The 18,377-nt window shown below is 72.3% G+C and carries 10 protein-coding genes and 2 pseudogenes; 9 read left to right on the top strand and 3 right to left on the bottom strand.

What is annotated here, in order from left to right; translation table 11 throughout:
- Positions 1-117: 117 nt before the first annotated feature.
- Positions 118-1,752: a hypothetical protein gene (locus tag AB0915_RS32805; protein ID WP_366694531.1), complete on the bottom strand. Its 1,635-nt coding sequence runs from the start codon at positions 1,750-1,752 to the stop codon at positions 118-120.
- 38 nt (positions 1,753-1,790) lie between these two features.
- Complete coding sequence (locus AB0915_RS32800; protein WP_266988092.1) at positions 1,791-1,985, bottom strand: hypothetical protein; 195 nt, start codon at positions 1,983-1,985, stop codon at positions 1,791-1,793.
- Positions 1,986-2,296: 311 nt separating this feature from the next.
- Here AB0915_RS32800 and AB0915_RS32795 point away from each other — a divergent pair, with 311 nt between their 5' ends.
- The 8 genes and pseudogenes from AB0915_RS32795 to AB0915_RS32760 all read left to right on the top strand — a co-directional run bounded on the left by AB0915_RS32795 (position 2,297) and on the right by AB0915_RS32760 (position 16,494).
- On the top strand, positions 2,297-2,689 hold the full coding sequence (locus AB0915_RS32795) for an ankyrin repeat domain-containing protein (protein WP_366694530.1): 393 nt from the start codon (positions 2,297-2,299) through the stop codon (positions 2,687-2,689).
- A 218-nt stretch (positions 2,690-2,907) separates the two neighbouring features.
- Positions 2,908-4,326 (top strand): HEAT repeat domain-containing protein, encoded by a 1,419-nt coding sequence (locus AB0915_RS32790; RefSeq protein WP_366694529.1) that lies wholly within the window; start codon positions 2,908-2,910, stop codon positions 4,324-4,326.
- A 140-nt stretch (positions 4,327-4,466) separates the two neighbouring features.
- A pseudogene (locus AB0915_RS32785) lies at positions 4,467-4,841 on the top strand (glycosyltransferase); the annotation flags it as partial.
- An 8-nt stretch (positions 4,842-4,849) separates the two neighbouring features.
- Positions 4,850-5,101, top strand: a pseudogene (locus AB0915_RS32780) (glycosyltransferase family 1 protein); the annotation flags it as partial.
- A 179-nt stretch (positions 5,102-5,280) separates the two neighbouring features.
- On the top strand, positions 5,281-8,928 hold the full coding sequence (locus tag AB0915_RS32775) for a hydantoinase B/oxoprolinase family protein (protein WP_366694528.1): 3,648 nt from the start codon (positions 5,281-5,283) through the stop codon (positions 8,926-8,928).
- Positions 8,929-8,946: 18 nt separating this feature from the next.
- Positions 8,947-10,473, top strand: coding sequence for a hypothetical protein (locus AB0915_RS32770; protein ID WP_366694527.1), 1,527 nt, complete (start codon positions 8,947-8,949; stop codon positions 10,471-10,473).
- A gap of 160 nt (positions 10,474-10,633) precedes the next feature.
- Complete coding sequence (locus tag AB0915_RS32765) at positions 10,634-11,554, top strand: hypothetical protein (protein ID WP_366694526.1); 921 nt, start codon at positions 10,634-10,636, stop codon at positions 11,552-11,554.
- A gap of 53 nt (positions 11,555-11,607) precedes the next feature.
- A complete protein-coding gene (locus AB0915_RS32760; protein WP_366694525.1) occupies positions 11,608-16,494 on the top strand; it encodes a hypothetical protein in 4,887 nt (1,628 codons plus the stop codon).
- Between the two features lie 33 nt (positions 16,495-16,527).
- On the opposite strand, the gene AB0915_RS32755 is transcribed toward AB0915_RS32760, so the two are convergent.
- Complete coding sequence (locus AB0915_RS32755) at positions 16,528-16,920, bottom strand: hypothetical protein (protein ID WP_366694532.1); 393 nt, start codon at positions 16,918-16,920, stop codon at positions 16,528-16,530.
- 470 nt (positions 16,921-17,390) lie between these two features.
- Here AB0915_RS32755 and AB0915_RS32750 point away from each other — a divergent pair.
- Positions 17,391-18,377 (top strand): nitrate- and nitrite sensing domain-containing protein (locus tag AB0915_RS32750; RefSeq protein WP_366694524.1); only part of this gene is annotated, 987 nt, incomplete at its 3' end.

Genomic DNA, 18,377 nt, shown 5'->3' with positions numbered 1-18,377 from the left:
CGCGGTCGAGGAGGTAGATGCGGGCGGGGACGTGGCGGACGTGGCGGTCGAGCGGTTCGTGCAGTGGATCACGGACCCGCACCAGCGTGAGGCCGCTCCCCCGCCCCTTCCGCGCTCCTACTCGCTGAGCGACATCTGCTCGGGGGTCAGGGGGATCTCCGCGGTCAGTGCGTTCTGCGGGGTCAAGGGGGTCGCCGTCGCCGCAGTCGCCGGAGTCGCCGGATCCGGAACGGTCGCCTCGATCGGCGTCTCCCCCGTGGGCAGGAGATCGAGCACCGCTTGGCGGTGCGCCTCGCTCGTCGCGTCGTCGTACGGATCAGGTGTGGCCGGAACCTGGAGCCGCAGCACCGGACCGGTACCGAGCCGCACGTACCCCCGGCCGGGCGGGACGTCCGGGGTCGGTGTGGTGTGCGGCTCCAGGCCGAGCACCGTCTCGATCTGCTCGCGGGAGCTGTGGCCGAGCACGACGCGGGCCCTGGTGTGGGTCCGTACCGTCTCGCTGAGCATGTCCAGGCTGTCGAACTGGTCGGCCAGCACCACGGTGACATTGGCCGCGCGGCCGTGCCGCAGCGGCACCTGCAGCAGCTCCTGCGGGTCGGGTCGGCCGTCGGCGGCCGCCAGATGGCCGAGGACGCTGGGCCGGTCCAGCAGGATCCAGAGCGGGCGCCTGGTGTCCTCGGGCGCGGAGTGACCCGCCTGCCGGGCCCGGTTGGCGGCGATCAGCCGCCGCTCCGTCTCGTGGGCCGCCCACTCCAGGCTGGCCAGTGCACCGGCCAGCCCGCACTCGATGGCCAGCACTCCGGTGCGCCCGGTCAGGCAGGCGTACTCGCCGGTTCCGCTGCCTTCGATGATGAGGATGTCGCCGTGCTGGAGCGCCTGGACGGCGATGGAGCGCATCAGGGTGGTGATGCCACTGCCGGGCTGTCCGGCGATCAGCAGGTGCGGCTCGGTGGAGCGGGCGCCGGTCCGCCAGACGACCGGGGGAGCGTCCCGGGTCGTGTCCCCGTCGGTCACCGGCACGGTGCGCTGCACCGCGTCGTTGTCGGTGAACCCCAGCACCGTCTCGCCGGGCGCGGTGACGAAGCGCTGTGCGGCGATCGAGGTGGGCAGTGCGTCGAGCACGCTCATGACGAGCTGGTTGCCCTCCTCGTCCCAGGCGAAGTGGTACTCGCGGCCACGGCCCGACTTGGCGTGCAGCAGCTGTTCGATCCGGGCCCGGGAGGCGGTCTCGCCGTCGGTGAAGTACGCGGGGTACGAGACGTGGAGGCGGGTGACCCGTCCGTCGCCGTCGAACTCGTAGCCGCTGAACGCCTTGGCCCAGTCGCCACCGTGGGCGAACAGCGGACTGGGATCCTCGGCGACGGAGAAGTGCGGCACGAGCGCCTCGTACAGCGCCTGCAGGCGCGCCGTCTCGGCCTTGCCGGGACCGGTCTTCGCGGGCGTGCGTTCCCGCCCTTTCCATGCGGCGGCGCCCATCACCGTGACCAGGGCGAGCAGAGGCCCGTACGGGATGAGCACCACCACGAGTACGCAGGCCGCGATGAGGAACAGGATGGGATTACGCCGCTCCTTGGGCGTCGCGGCCCACTTCTGCCGTCCCGCACCCGCCAGCAGCCGCAGACCACGAACGACCCTGATCAGCGGATGGAGGACGTCGGTGGCGTTGCCGGCGGCCGTGCGCGCGAACTCGCGACTGCGAGTGATCGAAGCGCTGCCGCTGCTCAGAATGCGGGGAAGGGGTCGCCGGGCCACGTCGGTTCTCCTGAAGGGGTGGGAGCGGTCGCGCCGGGTCAGAACTTGATCCCGCCCAGGAGGCTGGCCAGGCTCGCGCCGCCCGCCGTGATGCTCGGTGCGATGGCGGTGCCTGCCAGATAGAAGCCGAACAGGGCGGTGACGAAGGCGTGCGAGCCCTTCAGACCGTCCTTCCTGAAGAACAGGAAGACGATGATGCCGAGGATGACGACGCCAGACATGGAAAGGTTCATGAGTGGTTCTCCTGTTTGGGGGACAGTCACCATGAGTCCTTCCAGGCTCACAAAAAGCATCTATAGGATAAAAGCTGCAATTGGGTGAAAACTCGGTTTTTTCACTGGACTGGCCGACAGGAGAGCGCGGTGCGGACGGAACTTCCGGTGCCGCGCACCGTTCCCGCCTCACGCGATGTGATCCTTTGCCGCGGCCGGGCGCGGCATGTGCGCTGCGGAGCAGTACCCTGTCGATTCACTCGTACGGCCCCCACGGCCGACAGCCCCTGGCCGACAGCAGTGAAACCCGTTGATGGAAGGCGGTCCGTCCGATGAGCGAAGCCCCCGACCCCGAGGTCGTCGAGCTGGCGACCAAGGTCTTCGACCTGGCGCGCCGCGGGGAGACCGAGGCGCTCGCCGCGTACGTGGACGCCGGTGTGCCCGCAAACCTCACCAACGACCGGGGCGACACGCTGCTCATGCTCGCCGCGTACCACGGGCACGCCCCCGCGGTCGCCGCCCTCGTGAGCCGGGGAGCCGACCCGGACCGGGCCAACGACCGCGGCCAGACGCCGCTCGCCGGGGCCGTCTTCAAGGGCGAGGCCGCGGTGATCGAGGCGCTCCTCGCCGCGGGCGCCGACCCGGACGCCGGTACACCGTCCGCAACGGACACCGCACGCATGTTCGGCAAGGCCGACCTGCTGGAACTCTTCGGCTCCCGCTGAACGGGTTCGCCGTAAATGTGGTCGCGGTGGCGAAATGGGTGGGTCATCATGACGTCGCGGGCCCGATTCGGGCCACCGACGAGAGGCAGAGGAAGATGGTCTACAGCAAGCAGAAGACGGCGGTCGGCCGATCATGTTGCTGCGCGGCGTAGTGCCCACCCGGCACTTGGAACTGCACAGTCCCGGTTGCGTCGACAGCTTGATGTGAGGCTTCTCCCATGTTCGATCCGTTCATAGCGCCGAGCGGCACCCTGCTCGGCCTGCTGCAGAGGGGCCGCGGCGACGGCACGCTCCACGCGCTTGCCGCACCGCGCCCCGAGGCCCTCGCGGCGCTCAACCACTGTGTCCTGAGCGACCCGCGTCACGACTGGCAGGTCGAGAACCGCTCCCTCTACTACGCACGCCTGTATCTCGACCTCGACGGCGGTATCGAGGAGATCGAGCGGCATCTCTGTGATCCCGACGACCACATCGACACCGACGACTCGCGGACCGGCCTGGCCCTCGCGGTTCTCGGCCACCTCGCCGCGTACGGACGCGGCGACGCCCTGGCCCTGCTGCGGCGGTACGCGGCGACGGGCGCCAACTGGGCGTGGGCCCTCGACGAGCTGGCCCTGCGTGACGACGACGCCGGGCTCCGTTCCCTCGCCGTGCCCGTCCTCGGCCGGTTCCCCGTCACCGAGGAGGGCGCCGCCGAACTCGCGGCCGCCGTACGGGACGCCTTCGAGCCCCGGCCCTGGCGGCTGTGGGCCGAAGACCCGCGTGAAGCGGTCGGCGCCCGGGTCAGGGCCGCCTCCGAACAGGGCTCGTTCGACCGCTGGCAGCGGCAGATGCGGCCCGGCGGCCCACGCCCCGGGTGGAGTGTCCAGGCCGTGTTCGACTGGGCCCAGCAGGGACTGGACCGCGGCAGTGTCCTGCACGTACCGGCCGCCCGCTGCCTCACCGCCGTCGCCGGTACCGAGGACCGGTCGTTGATCGTCGAGACCGCCCGCAGCGGCCCGGACGGCGCCCGCTGCGCGGCCCTGCACTACCTCTCCGAGGTCAGGGACCCCGCTGTCCTCGACCTGATCGAGGCCGCGGCGGTCAGCCCGTCGAGCACCGTCGCCGACGCGGCCGTCGCCGCTTTCGAGCGGATGTGCGGCGACGCGGCGGTGGACCGGGCCCGGCGCTGGGCCCGGCGGCCCGACGCGCTCGGCGCCTCTGCCGCCGGTGTGCTCGCCTGCCGGGGCGGAGCACAGGACGCCTCCTTCGTCCTCGACGCCCTGCGCGACGCCGTACGCGGTGAAGGACCGGACGCACCGCGCCTGTGGACCCTGGTCGACGGCACGGGCCGGCTGGGCATCGCCTGCGCCGCACCCGTCCTGCGCCATGTCTACCGGGAGACGTCCTCCTCCCATCTGCGCGGCCGGGCGGCCCGCGCGCTCGCCGCCACCGACCCCTCCTTCGCCACCGGCTTCGCCGTCGAATGCCTGTGGGACTGCGAGGAGTCCACCCGCGAGGTCGCCGCACTCCATGCGGAGACCGGCGACATCAGGGTCGCCGAACGGCTGCGCCGACTGGCCGCCGACCCGGCCGAGGAGGCCGAGGTGCAGACCGCGGTACGCAGCAGGATCGGGCCCGACGCCCCCGCTGTCTGACGCGCTCCACGCACAGCAGGACGCAGCGCTTCGGGGGAGCGCGGCGTACCCGCCCGCGAGCGTCCAACGCTCATGGGACGTTCCCCGGGGGGAAAGATCCAAGTCGGCCCAGTCACGTCCGGCGCGACGACAACACGGGTATGCGTGTCGTCATCGTCACCGAATCCTTCCCGCCCGATGTCAACGGCGTGGCCCACTGCACCCTGCAGACCGCGCGGCATCTCGCCGCGCGCGGCCACGAACCGCTCGTCATCGCCCCGGCCCCCGCCGGCGCGACGACCACGTCCCGCTCCTCCTCACCCCCGTGCCCCGGCACCTCGGGCGGCACCGACGTCTTCGCGTCGGCCGCGCCCTGCCCCGTGGTGCGCGTCCCGTCCCTGCCGCTGCCCGGCTACTCCCAGGTCCGGGTGGCGCTTCCCAGCCGTCGGCTGACCGCGGCCCTCATCGCCCACCGGGCCGAACTCGTCCATCTCGCCGGACCGTTCGTGCTCGGCGTCCGTGGCATGGCTGCCGCCGTCCGGGGGACCTGCGGCGCTGCTCCCCCGGCCGCCGCAGCACGGTCCTGCGCGCCCGCCATGCGGACGGCCGGTCCGTGCTGCTTCTGCTGTGCTCCCGCCTCTCGGTGGAGAAACGTTCCGGCCGTGCCCTGGACGCCCTCGCCGTCCTGAACGGTCTGGGCGTGCCTGCGACGCTGCTCGTCGCGGGCGACGGGCCGCTGCGCGCGGGGCTGGAGAGCCGGGTACGGGCGGAGCGGCTGCCGGTCGAGTTCCTGGGCGGCACGAGCGGGCAGCTGGACCGGCGGGCCGACCAGGCGTTGCAGGGCGCGCTTGCCGCCGTCACGCCCCAGCGGCGGCACGTCGCGTCCTAGTTTCCCTCCCGGCAAGCTTTGCCCCGTCGGGGCAAACATTTCCGGTCACGGCACTGGTTGTCCGCGCCGCGCGTCAGTATGGAGGGATGACGGGACGCTGGGAGTTCTGGATCGACCGTGGCGGCACGTTCACCGACGTGGTGGGCCGTGACCCCGACGGGCACCTGGTCACCCGCAAGCTCCTCTCGCACGACCCGGACCGCTACCGCGACGCCGCCGTCGCCGGGATCCGCCTCATGCTCGGTCTCGGCCCCGCCGACCCGGTCCCCGCCGACCGGGTCGGCAGCGTGAAGATGGGCACGACCGTCGCCACCAACGCCCTGCTCCAACGGCGTGGGGAGCCGACCGTCCTGGTCACCACCGAAGGGTTCCGGGACGCCCTGCGCATCGCGTACCAGAACCGCCCGCGCCTCTTCGACCGCCGCATCCTGCTGCCGGAGGCCGTGTACGACCGGGTGATCGAGGTCCCGGAGCGGATCGATGCGCACGGCCGGACCCTCACCCCCCTCGATCTGTCTGCGACGGCAGCGCAGTTGAGAGCCGCGAGGACGGACGGCTTCCGCAGCGCGGCGGTCGTCCTGATGCACGGCTACCGACACCCCGCCCACGAGACCGCCGTCGCCGCCGCGGCCCGTGAGGCAGGTTTCACCCAGGTCAGCTGCTCGCACGAGGTCAGCCCGCTGATCAAGCTGGTACCGCGCGGCGACACCACCGTCGTCGACGCGTACCTCTCGCCGATCCTGCGCCGGTACGTCGAGGAGGTCGCGGGCGAACTGGAGTCCGTCCGGCTGATGTTCATGCAGTCCAACGGCGGACTGCGGGAAGCCGCGCACTTCCGTGGCAAGGACGCGGTGCTGTCCGGCCCCGCCGGTGGGGTCGTCGGCATGGCCCGTACGTCCGGACAGGCCGGATTCGACCGGGTCATCGGCTTCGACATGGGCGGCACCTCCACCGATGTCTCGCACTACGCGGGCGAGTTCGAGCGCGAGCTCGGCACCCAGGTGGCCGGGGTGCGGATGCGCGCCCCGATGATGAACATCCATACCGTGGCGGCAGGCGGCGGCTCCGTCCTGCACTTCGACGGCCGGCGCTACCGGGTCGGACCCGACTCCGCGGGCGCGGACCCCGGCCCGGCCTGCTACCGCAGGGGCGGGCCGCTCACCGTCACCGACGCCAATGTGATGCTCGGCCGGGTCCAGCCCGCGCACTTCCCGGCAGTCTTCGGGCCTGAGGGAAATCTGCCGCTCGACGCCGACGTCGTGCGCGAGCGGTTCGGGGCACTCGCAGGCGAGGTGGCACAGGCCACCGGCACGCGGCGTACCGCAGCCGAGGCCGCGGCCGGATTCCTGGAGATCGCCGTGCTCAACATGGCGAACGCGGTCAAGAAGATCTCCGTGGAGCGCGGCCGCGACATCACTCGCTACGCCCTCACCTGCTTCGGCGGCGCCGGCGGTCAGCACGCCTGCGCCGTCGCCGACGCACTCGGCGTCGACACCGTCCTCGTGCCACCGCTGGCCGGGGTGCTGTCCGCCTACGGCATCGGTCTCGCCGACGCCACCGCCATGCGCGAACAGTCGGTCGAAGCGGAGCTCGACGCCGAAGGCACCCGGGCCGCAGTCGACGCGCTCTGCGCGGAGCTCGCTGCTCGCACCCGCGCCGAACTGCGCGCCGACGGACTCGAGGACAGCGCCATCAGCACCCACGCCCGGGTCCTCCTGCGCTATGCCGGCACGGACGCGAGCCTGCCCGTCGACCTGGACACCGCACCCGCGATGACACGGGCGTTCACGGACGAGCACCGCGCCCGCTACGGCTTCACCATGGACAGACCACTGCTCGTCGAGGCGGTGTCGGTCGAGGCGACCGGTGCGGCGGGCCGGCACGTACCGCACCCGGTGGACCGGACAGTTCGCGAGGGCACGCCACAACCCCACGACACGGTAAGGATGTTCGCCGACGGCCGATGGCAGGACACCCCGCTCCACCGGCGCGAGGCCCTGCAACCGTCGGACACCGTGACCGGTCCCGCCGTGATCGCCGAGGCCGACGCCACCACCGTCGTCGACCCCGGCTGGCAGGTCACCGTCGGCGACACCGGCCATCTGCTGCTCACCCGGGTCCGCCCGCGCCCCGACCGGACCGCCGTCGGCACGCGGGTGGACCCGGTCATGCTGGAGGTGTTCAACAATCTCTTCATGTCGATCGCCGAGCAGATGGGCGTGCGCCTGGAGAACACCGCCCACTCCGTCAACATCAAGGAGCGGCTCGACTTCTCCTGCGCGCTCTTCGACGCGGACGGCAACCTGATCGCCAACGCCCCGCACATCCCGGTGCACCTCGGCTCGATGGGGGAGTCCATCAAGGAAGTGCTCCGGCGCAACGGCTCCACGATGCGCCCCGGAGATGTGTACGCCATCAACGACCCGTACCACGGGGGCACACATCTGCCCGATGTGACGGTGGTGACCCCGGTGTTCGACGAACGCGGCGAGAACAGGCTGAGATTCCTGGTGGCGTCACGTGGCCACCACGCCGAGATCGGCGGCATCACCCCCGGCTCCATGCCCGCCTTCAGCCGCACCATCGACGAGGAGGGGGTGCTGTTCGACAACTGGCTGCTGGTGAGGGACGGAAGGTTCCGCGAGGCCGAGACCCGCGAGCTGCTCACCACCGCCGCGTACCCGTCCCGTGACCCCGACGCCAATCTCGCCGATCTGCGGGCCCAGATCGCCGCCAACGAGAAGGGCATCGCGGAACTGCGCCGCACGGTGGACCAGTTCGGCGCCGAGGCCGTCGACGCGTACATGGGCCACGTGCAGGACAACGCCGAGGAGTCCGTACGCCGGATCATCGCCGGGCTGCACGACGGTTCGTACCGCTACGAGACCGACAACGGCGCCGTGATCGAGGTCGCGCTGACCGTGGACCGTACCGCCCGCAGCGCGATCGTCGATTTCACCGGCACCTCGCCGCAGCAGCCCGGGAACTTCAACGCCCCGAAGTCCGTCGTCATGGCCGCGGTTCTGTACGTCTTCCGGACCCTGGTCGCCGACGACATCCCGCTCAACAGCGGCTGCCTCAAACCCCTGGAGGTCAGAGTCCCGGCGGGTTCGATGCTGGCGCCCGTCCATCCCGCGGCCACCGTCGCGGGCAATGTGGAGACCTCCCAGGCCGTCACGGGCGCGCTGTACGGGGCGCTCGGCATCCAGGCCGAGGGCTCCGGCACCATGAACAACCTGACCTTCGGCAACGACCGCGTCCAGTACTACGAGACGGTGGCCAGCGGCTCGGGCGCCGGCGACGGCTTCGACGGCACCGACGCCGTGCAGACCCATATGACCAATTCCCGGCTCACCGATCCCGAAGTGCTCGAATGGCGCTACCCGGTCCTGGTCGAGAGCTTCCGGGTACGGGACGGCAGCGGGGGAGCGGGCCGGTGGCACGGCGGCTGCGGGGTCGAGCGCAGACTCCAGTTCCTCGAACCCGTCACGGTGGCGCTGCTCGCCGGACATCGCCGCGTCCCTCCGTACGGCATGGCGGGCGGCGAACCGGGCGCGCTGGGCAGCCAGCACATCGAGCGAGCCGAAGGGAAGAACACGGTCACCTCGCTGGAGGGATGCGACACGGCCGAACTGGCGCCCGGCGATGTGCTGGTCCTGCGCACACCCGGCGGCGGAGGATACGGAGTGCCGCAACCGGTCGCTTCTGCGCCGTTTCGACCGTTGTCGGTGTGAGGACCTAATCTGTGCAGCGTGACTTCGCCTGCCTACACGGACAACGCTGCGCCCCAGCTCAGCGCGGGGCCGCGGCCCGCCCCGGGCCCGGCCGCCGACGAGGGGCTCTCCCGGCGGCTGCGCGCGCTCGCCTGTACGGCGCCGCTGCACGACCTCGACGTGCGCAAGGCGAATCTGGCCGGTGCGTACACGGTCTACGCGATGGCGGAGGTCGCCCTCGCCGCGATCGACCAGGTCACGCTGCACATGGACTTCGACACGGGCGCCGACCACGAGCAGATAGTGGCCAAACTGCTCCCGCGTGTCGCCGCCCAGGCGCCGCATCGTCCCACCGCGGAGCACGAGCGAGTCGCCCGCTGGGTGCTCGACAACCTGATCAACGTCGGAAGCGTGGACCGCGGCTTCCGCGCGGTGTACGGCACGTTCGGCCCGGACGGGGTCTATGTCCGCAGGGACTACGATTTCAAGCTGATCGAAGAGGTACCCGGTTACGGCGGCAGCGTCTATCTGAGGGCCACCGACGAAGCGGTCAACGTCCTGGTCGGCGCCCTCGACACGGACGTCACCAGCGCCCAGATCGCCGCCGAGGTGAAACTGGAGGTCCTGATCAGCCGGGGCCGCCTCGCCGATGCGCAGCTCGCCGCCGAACAGGCCCGCTACCGCACCGTCCAGTACGCGGAGACGCTCCGCAGGACGCTGGAGGCGACCCGGCGCAACGTCAGGGCCGTCGACTGGCTCAACGCCGTGCCCGACATGATCGCCGAGGCGCTGGACCACGTGGCCGACCGCTACCGCCACGAGAACGCGATCCTCACCAACATCCGCAAGGCCCGGGACGAGGCGGAGGACCCCGAGCACAAGCGCCGCGCCGCTGAGCTCGTCGACATAGTCAAGGACTGCATCCGCCGCCACACCCAGCTGCAGTCCCGCCTGTTGGAGGCAGGACCGCTGTTCCGTGCCGAGCAGGACCGGCAGGCGTTCGCCACCCCCACGGCCAGGACCGGCCTCGACCTGTACGGCCAGTTGGTCGCCCCGCTGCTGCCGCTCCCCGTCGAAGAGGCCATCCGCGTCACCGACGCGTTCTTCGCCCACGGCGCGGGGCTGCGCACACCCACCTCGGTACGGGTGGGTGACCTGGTCGACATGCTGCTCACCCCGCCCCTGGAGCGGGAGCATCTGGGTGCCGAGATGCCCGAGCCGGATCTGATCGCCACCCCGGACGACAGCAGGTTCAGCGAGGAGCAGCTGGCGAGCGCCATGAACCTCCTCGATCTGGAGCACGACGCACCGCGCCGGCTCTCCGGGCTCCTCGCCGAGGCCCGGCGGAGCGATCCGGACCTGCCCTATCTGGTCGCCCTGCTCGCGGTTCACGCCGCGTCCCCACCGGTCGGCACCGCCTACCGGCAGGGTGAGCGGCGCCTGCTGTTCGCCGTCGACGACGGGACCCGGCTGGACGACCCGGAGTTCGGCGGGGCGGACCTGATCGTGGGCATGGCCCTGCTGGACGCGGCGGGCATGGCCGCGGACCGCTCGGAGGCCTCATGAGCGGGCAGGGGCGCCGGACCCCGCGGAACCCTGATCACCGCCGGCCCCGGGCCGCCACGTCCGGATGCGTGGCTTTGCCCGCACCCTTCCGTACGGACGCCATGAGAGCCGGCGCCGCCCACCCCGTACCACCGAGATCCCGCACCGAGGAGCGACCGTCGTGAGCGACTACCGCGCAGAGCACACCGACGCGTGGAGCGAGCCGACCGTCGGGTACGCGACCGAGGGCGACGCCGCCCACGAGCCTGCGGTACCCACCGCAGTCACCCCTGCCGACGCGGCCGACGCCGCCCGGCTCGTCGCCTTCGGGCTGCAGCCCAAGCTGCTGCCCGCCCGCGACGCCGAATACGCCGAGCTCCTCCGGCGCTACCGGGAGGAGACCCCCTTCGCCCGGCTCGCCGATGCCGTGGCCACCGGACTCGGTCTCGTCGTCCTGGAGGTCTCCACCCGGGCCGGCATGGCCGTGACGGCGGGCGAGGACTCCGTCTTCGCCGTCCGCATGGGCGACTACGCCCGCCGCGCCTCCTCCGACTCGGCCGACCGCTTCCTGCACGGGCTGGCTCATCTCGCCGTCGCCGCCATGGCCTTCCCGCGCCCCGAGGACCTCGCCGACGACGCGTACATCGGCCGGGTCACGGTCAACGGCATCGACGCGTTCGTACGCCAGGCCTGCCACCGCCTGGAGGAGCGGGCCGAGGAACACGGCGACAACACCGACCCGGCCACCGACGCCCCGGGGCTGGAAGCCGCCTGGCGGATCTATGCCCGGCGCAGCGCCACCGGCGCGACGAAGGACGCCCGGCGGCTGGCCGGATCCACCACCGGCATCGTCGGCAAGGCCGTCGCCTTCCTCACCGACTCCGGCTTCCTCCAGCGCACCGGGGACGACGCCGGAGGAGCCTTCCGTACCACCGCCCGCTACCAGCTGCAGGTACGCGACATGGCGGGTACCGCCGCCATGGCCGAACTCCTGGAACTCGGCGTCGTACCCATCACCGACGGAACGGCGACACTGCTGCCGCCGCCCGACGGCGACGACCTGGAGCTGGCGGCCGACGCCGGTCTGCCCTTCCACGCCTGAGCACCCCCACCGCCGCCCCACTCCTGCTTTCCGAACGACGAGAGTCCGCCGCCATGTACGAGCTGTCCCGGGTCCGCCTCTACTCCATCGGGCCTGCCGGTGCGCGCTACGCCGACACCGTGCTTGACCTGCGCGGAGTGGGCGAACCCGTGCCCAACCCCGCGCCGGCCCAGGCGGAGTTCTTCGAGGAGGAGCCGGTCGGCCCGCCGCGCCGCCCGGCACCCGCCGGTGTGCTCTTCCTGGAGAACGGCGGCGGCAAGTCCGTCCTGCTGAAGCTGATCTTCTCCGTGATGCTGCCCGGCCACCGCAACACCCTCGGCGGCGCCAGCTCCGGCGTACTGCGCAAGTTCCTGCTCGCCGACGACTGCGGTCATGTCGCCCTGGAGTGGCAGCACACCCTCACGGGCGAGTGCGTCGTCGTAGGCAAGGTCAGCGAATGGCGCGGACGGCAGGTCTCCAACGACCCGCGGAAGTTCGCGGAGGCCTGGTACTCCTTCCGCCCCGGACCCGGTCTCAGCCTCGACTCGCTGCCGGTCGCCGAGGCCACCGCCGTCGGCCGCCCCGTCGAAGGCGCCTCCGGCGCCCAGGGCAGGCGCCGCACCATGAAGGGCTTCCGGGACGCCCTCACGGATGCGGGCAAGTTCTACCAGCACCTCGATGTGCACTGGGAAGAGATCCACGACCGGTGGAACGAACACCTCGGCGACCTGGGCCTCGACCCCGAACTCTTCCGCTACCAGCGCGAGATGAACGCCGACGAGGGTGAGGCGGCCGGGCTCTTCGCGGTCAAGAAGGACTCCGACTTCACCGACCTGCTGCTCCGTGCCGTCACGGACACCCGCGACACGGACGGTCTCGCCGACCTGGTCAGCGGCTTCGGCAACAAGCTGGGCCGCCGGGCCGAACTCACCGCGGAACGCGACTTCACCGCAGGCTCCGTCGACCTGCTCGGCCGGATCGTCGAGGCCACCGGCACCCGCTCCCGTACCCGCGACATCCACGCGGGCGCCGAACACCGCACCCGCACTCTCGCCCGCAGGCTCTCCGCCCGGGCCGCCCAGGAGCGCGGCCGCACCGCCGACCTCGCCCAGCAGGTGACGGGCGCCGCCCACACCGTCACCGCCGCCGAGGAGGCGCGCAGCCGCAACGCTCTCATCGCCGCCGAACTGGCCTACCGGCACGCCTCCCTGGCCCTGGCCGCAGCCGAGAAGGGCGCGGCCGCCCAGCGTCGCGAACTGGTCGACGCCCGCACCCTGCACTCCGCCTGGCAGGCCGCCGAAGCAGTGCTGCGCCACCGCGCCGCCGCCGACCGGTCCGCGCGCGTCGCCGTCGCCATCCGCGAGGCCGAACGCGACGCCGCGCCCGCGCTCGCCGCCCGCGCCACCGCTGCCGCCGACCTCGTACGCGCCCTGCACACCGCCGCGGAAGCCGGCGAGCAGCTGGCCAACGAGGAGGAGGAGCGCTCCGACACCCTCCAGGCCTCGGGCGAGACCGCCCACCGGGATGCCACCACCGCCGCCACCGAGGCCCAGCGCGCCCGCAGCGAGGCCGGACATCTGCGCCAGCGCCTCGCCGAGGTCGAGCAGGAGACCGTCGAGGCGGTACGGGCGGGCTGGCTCGACAACACCGCGCCGGACGCCGATCCGGCGCGGGCCGCTCTCGCCGCGAGCGACGCCGAACAGTCCGCCGTCGCCGTCTGGAACGCCGCACGGGAAGAGGCCGGAGCCGCGGCCGACCGGGCCAGGGAAACGGCGGCCGCCGAGAGCCGCGCCGAGCTCGCCGCAGCGCGCGCCGCGGACGGTGCGCAGGCGGCGGAACAGTCGTACGAGGCCGAGTTCAGGGCCGCCGAGTCGATCGCCGCCGACCACCGCCTCGCCGACCTGCTGGGCCTCCCCTCGGCGCACGGCGCTGGTGTGCCCCGGCCCCGTCGCGGAGCCACCGGTGACGCACCGGGCACCGCGTCAGGCGCCTCGGCACCGCACGGCGCGGCGCCCCAGGACGGGCGCGAGGACGGGGCAGGAGCAGGTACGGGCTCCGGCACCGCCGTGGCCGGATCCGACCGGCAGGCTGTCGCCGGCCAGGCGCTCGCCACCGGCCGCACCGCCACGGGCGAGCACTCCCTGACCGCCGAACAGCCGCTCACCGCAGAGGAGTTCGACCGGAGCGCCGACGAGCTGAGGGAGCTGCTCGACGAGGGCATCGCCGCCGCCGAACGCCGCCTCTTCGAACTGCGCACCGCGGCGGCCGACGACTCCCGTATCCTCGGCGCACTCGGCGACGGCGGACTGCTGCCGCCCGGACCCGACGTGCTCGCCACCGTCGAATACCTCGGTGAGCACGGCATCCCGGCCCTGCCGGGCTGGCGCTACCTCGCTCAGGCCGTCGACCCCGCCGACCACGCGGCGGTGCTCGCCGCCCGCCCCGAGCTCGTCGACGGCGTGATCATCACCGACGCCGACTCGCACGCCCGCGCCCGCGAAGTCCTGGGCGGCGCCGCCCTGCTGCCGCGCTCCGCCGTTGCCGTCGGCACGACCGCCGCGCTGCTCGCCCCCGTACCCGCCCCCGGCACCGGCTCCGCCCGGAGCACCGACGGGGTGTTCCTCGTCCCGCCGAACCCTGCGATGCACGACGAGCACGCCGCCGACGAGGAACGCCAGGCGCTGCGGAGCCGGGCCGCCGACCGCGACGAGGACATCCGCACGCTCGCGGCCCGCCTCGCGGGAGACCGGTCCCTCGCCGCCCGGATCGGCTCCTGGCGCGCCGACTGCCCGCCCGGCATGCTCGCCGAGCTCGCCGAGGCCGCCCGTACCGCCCGTACGGCTGCCGAGACGGCCCAGGCCGTGCTCGCCGAGGCCCGTTCGGCGCGCGCCGAGGCCGACGAAGCCGCCGCGGACACCGCCCGCGTCCGCGACGAGCGCCAGGAGGCCGCCCAGCGTGCCCGCCGCGTCGCCGACGCCCTCGCGGGCCTGGCCCACCGGCTCCGCGAACGCTCGCGCTGGCAGGCACGACTGCGCGAGCTCGTCGAGGAGGCGGCCGAGTCCGAGGCCCGCGCCACCGTCTGCCTGGAGCGGGCCCGCGCCGCCGACGAGGACCGCAGGGCCGCCCAGCGCGCGGCCGACGACGCCCGCCGTACCGCCCGAGCCCTGCGCGCCGAACGTGCGGAGATCGCAGGCGCCCCTGAGAACCTCCCTGAGCCCGACGGCGATTCCCCGCGCCCCGCCCTCCCCGCTCTGCGCGAGGCCTACCGGGCCGCATCCCAGCTGTACGAGAAGGTGGGTGTCGGCGCCGACCTGCGCGCAGAACAGGCCCGCGCCGAGAGCGACGAGAGCGCCGCCCTCGCCGAACTGGACCGGCTCACCAACAAGGTCCGCACCCGCGCCGCCCAGCTCCTCGAAGGCACCGACGGAGCCGACGGTCCGTCGCGCCAGGCGGCCGCCGCCCGCGCCGAATCCCTGGTCCAGCTCCTGGAGACCCGTGCCTCCGCCGCGAGCGAGCAGCTCGGCCGGCTGCGCGGCGAGGCCGAGCGTCTCGCCCCGGTCGACGGCGAGACCCACCACACCGAGCTCCCCGACGAGCTGGTCCCCGCCGACGCCGAGCAGGCCCAGACTCTCCTGCGTACCGCCACGGCCGAACTCGGCACCGCCACCGGCGCCCTGGACACCGCCCGCGCCGCCCACGCCGAACTGCTCCACGCCCACCGCACCGCCGAGGCATCCGCCGGAGGCTTCGACGAGACCGCCGCCCTGCTGCGCGACCTTCTCAGGGACCACGGCGCCGACGACGACCCGGAGGCCCCCGAGCCGTACCCCGGCAGCCTCGACGAGGCACGGCAGTCCGCGGCCGAGGCCCGTCGCTCGCTGCGCGGCTGCACCACCGACCTCTCCGCCGCCGAAAGCGCCGTACGCGAAGCGAGTGACGTCCTCGTACGGCACGCCAACTCCACCCGCTACGAGCAGGTCCGCACCCCTGCCCGGCAGCAGATCCGCGAACTCCCGGCCGCGGCACTGCCGGAGCACGCCGAGAAGTGGGCCGCCGCCTTCGCGCCCCGGCTCCGCGTCCTCACCGACGAGCTGGCCCAGCTGGAGCGCAACCGCGACTCCATCGTCGACCGGCTCCGCGGACTCGTGGAGTCCGCACTCACCACCCTCCGTTCCGCCCAGCGGCTTTCCCAGCTCCCCGAGGGCCTGGGGGAGTGGTCCGGCCAGGAGTTCCTCCGAATCCGCTTCGAGGAGCCCGACCAGGCAACGCTCACCGAGCGGCTCGGCGACGTCGTCGACGAGGCCACTCGCGCCGCCCTCAAGAAGAACTCCGACCTGCGGCGGGACGGCATGTCCCTCCTGCTGCGCGGCGTACAGGCGGCCCTGGAGCCCAAGGGCATCGCCGTGGAGATCCTCAAGCCGGACGCGGTGCTCCGAGCGGAACGCGTCCCGGTCGGACAGATGGGCGACGTCTTCTCCGGCGGCCAGTTGCTGACCGCCGCCATCGCCCTGTACTGCACGATGGCCGCCCTGCGCAGCAACGACCGGGGCCGCGACCGGCACCAGCACCGCCACGCGGGCACGCTCTTCCTCGACAATCCCATCGGCCGCGCCAATGCCACGTATCTGCTGGAGCTGCAGCGCGCGGTGTCGGACGCCCTCGGCGTACAACTGCTCTACACCACGGGTCTGTTCGACACCACGGCGCTCGCCGAATTCCCGCTGGTCATCCGGTTGCGCAACGATGCGGACCTGAGGGCGGGCCTGAAGTACATCAGTGTGGAGGAGCACCTGCGCCCCGGCCTGCCGCAGCAGGATCCGAACGGCGAGACGGTGCACGGAGAGATCACCGCGACCCGCATGTTCAAGCGCACAGGGGCGACGCCCGACGCATCAGAGGCAGCCGGAGCCCTCGACGCACCCCGGGCCCCCGAGCCGCCCCGGCGTGCCGGAACGCCCTAGCGCGACTTCGACGTCCCGCCGGGGCACGCGAGGTCAAGCCCGCGACAGGCTGCGCGTGCCCCGGCGGCGTATCCGAGCTGCCTCCCGGTCCGCGGCCCTCGCCGCCCGACGGGCCGCACGCCGCTCCCGGCGCAGCTGCCGTGCCGAGCTGCTGGGCATGGACACCACGCCACGGCGCTGATTCCAGACCTGGCGGGTCACCCACACGTCCAGCACCGACCAGGTGGCGACCACCGTGCTGCCCACGCTGCTCAGCACCATCGGGAAGGCCAGCCACGAGCCCGTCAGTGTGGCCAGGAACGCCACCATGGCCTGGATGATCGTCAGCGACATGATGAGCACGGCGCGCACGGCCGACGTACGCACCGGATCCGGCATACGTCGCCGTGCCGCAGGTTCCTCCACCCACAGCGGCTGCCGCGGGATCCGCGTCCCGCCCGCCGCCGGCGCCCAGGTGCTCCGACGCTCTTCCGTGTCCAAGGGCTTTCCACTCCCCACCACTGTCCGATTTCAGGGTTGTTGCCCGGCATGCGCCGTTTCTACGCAGACGGACCGGATCGCCCTGCCGTGCGCCCTCTCCGTCATTCCCCTACCCCGTGCCCCGACGCCCGTACAGATGGACGAGTGAATCGTCGTGAAGATTCCCTTGATCTATCACGGACCGAAGACTTCCAGCCAACTGCCATGTGGGGGAATGCGGCGCTCTGACGGGTCTCTTCTGCCGCTTTCGTGAACTTCATCTCCCGGAATACCAAGACAACTCGCGCCCAGCGCCTGCCAGTCCGGCTGAAAATCGTCCGGACATGCCTTCGAGTTGTCTGTGAGGCAGTAGTAGGCTCGCGCCGTTTATTGACGGATACACCGCCCCCGCACGAGGGGCTGAGCTGGGGGAGGCCATGCGCTTTCGCGGAAAGTCCATCCGCAGGAAGATCGTGGCGTTGCTGCTGGTGCCGCTTGTCTCCCTCACTGCCCTCTGGGGCTTCGCCACCTACCTGACCGGCCGTGAGGCCAACCAGCTGATGGGTGCGAGCACGATCGTGGAGAAGGTTGGCCACCCGCTGGAGGACGCCGTCCGGGTGGTCCAGAACGAGCGTCGGCAGACTCTCGTCTTCCTCGCGGACCCCCGCGCCTCCGACGCCCTTCCCCTGCTGCGCCGCCGGCGTGCCGCCACCGACCGCGTCGTGGCGGACGTCAAGAAGAGCGCACAGCAGAAGAGTATTCGCGACGCCCTGAGCACCGACGCCGAAGCGCAGCTCAATTCGATCCTCAGCGCCGTCGAAGGCCTCGGCGCGCTCCGCGACTCGGTCGAGAAGCGCACCATCGACCGTAATCAGGCACTGGATTTCTACAACGGTCTCATCGACCCCTGCTACCGCTTCCTGACCGGTCTCCACACCATGGAAGACGTGTTGCTGGACAAGCAGCTACGCGCCCTGGTGGGCATCTCACGGGCCCGCGAACTGCTGTCCCGGGAGGACGCACTGGTCGCCTCGGCACTCGTCGCCGGCCGGCTCGACGCCCCTGAACTCCGACAGATTTCCGACCTCGTCGCGAACCGCAAGCTGCTCGTCGAAATCAACAGCGAGGCACTCCCGGTGGAGGAGCGGCGGCGGGTGGAGCAGTACTGGGCGAGCCCGGAGAGCGAGCCGCTGCGCACCGCGGAGAACAAGATTGTCGCCACGGGCCCCACCGACAACCCCCGCGCGGTCGACTCCGAACGCTGGCAGGAAGTGGCTCCGCCAGTCCTGGACCGGCTGGCCAACGACTCTACCGAGATGAACAACCGCTTCCAGGACCGCGGCAAGCCCGCCGGATACAGCGTTCTGATCAAGGCCGGCGTCGCGGGTGTGCTCGGCTTCCTCGCCCTGCTCGTCTCCGTCTTC

The organism is Streptomyces sp. NPDC048411 (assembly GCF_040704695.1).
Classification (GTDB): Bacteria; Actinomycetota; Actinomycetes; order Streptomycetales; family Streptomycetaceae; genus Streptomyces.
This window is presented reverse-complemented; position numbering and strand designations above follow the sequence as displayed.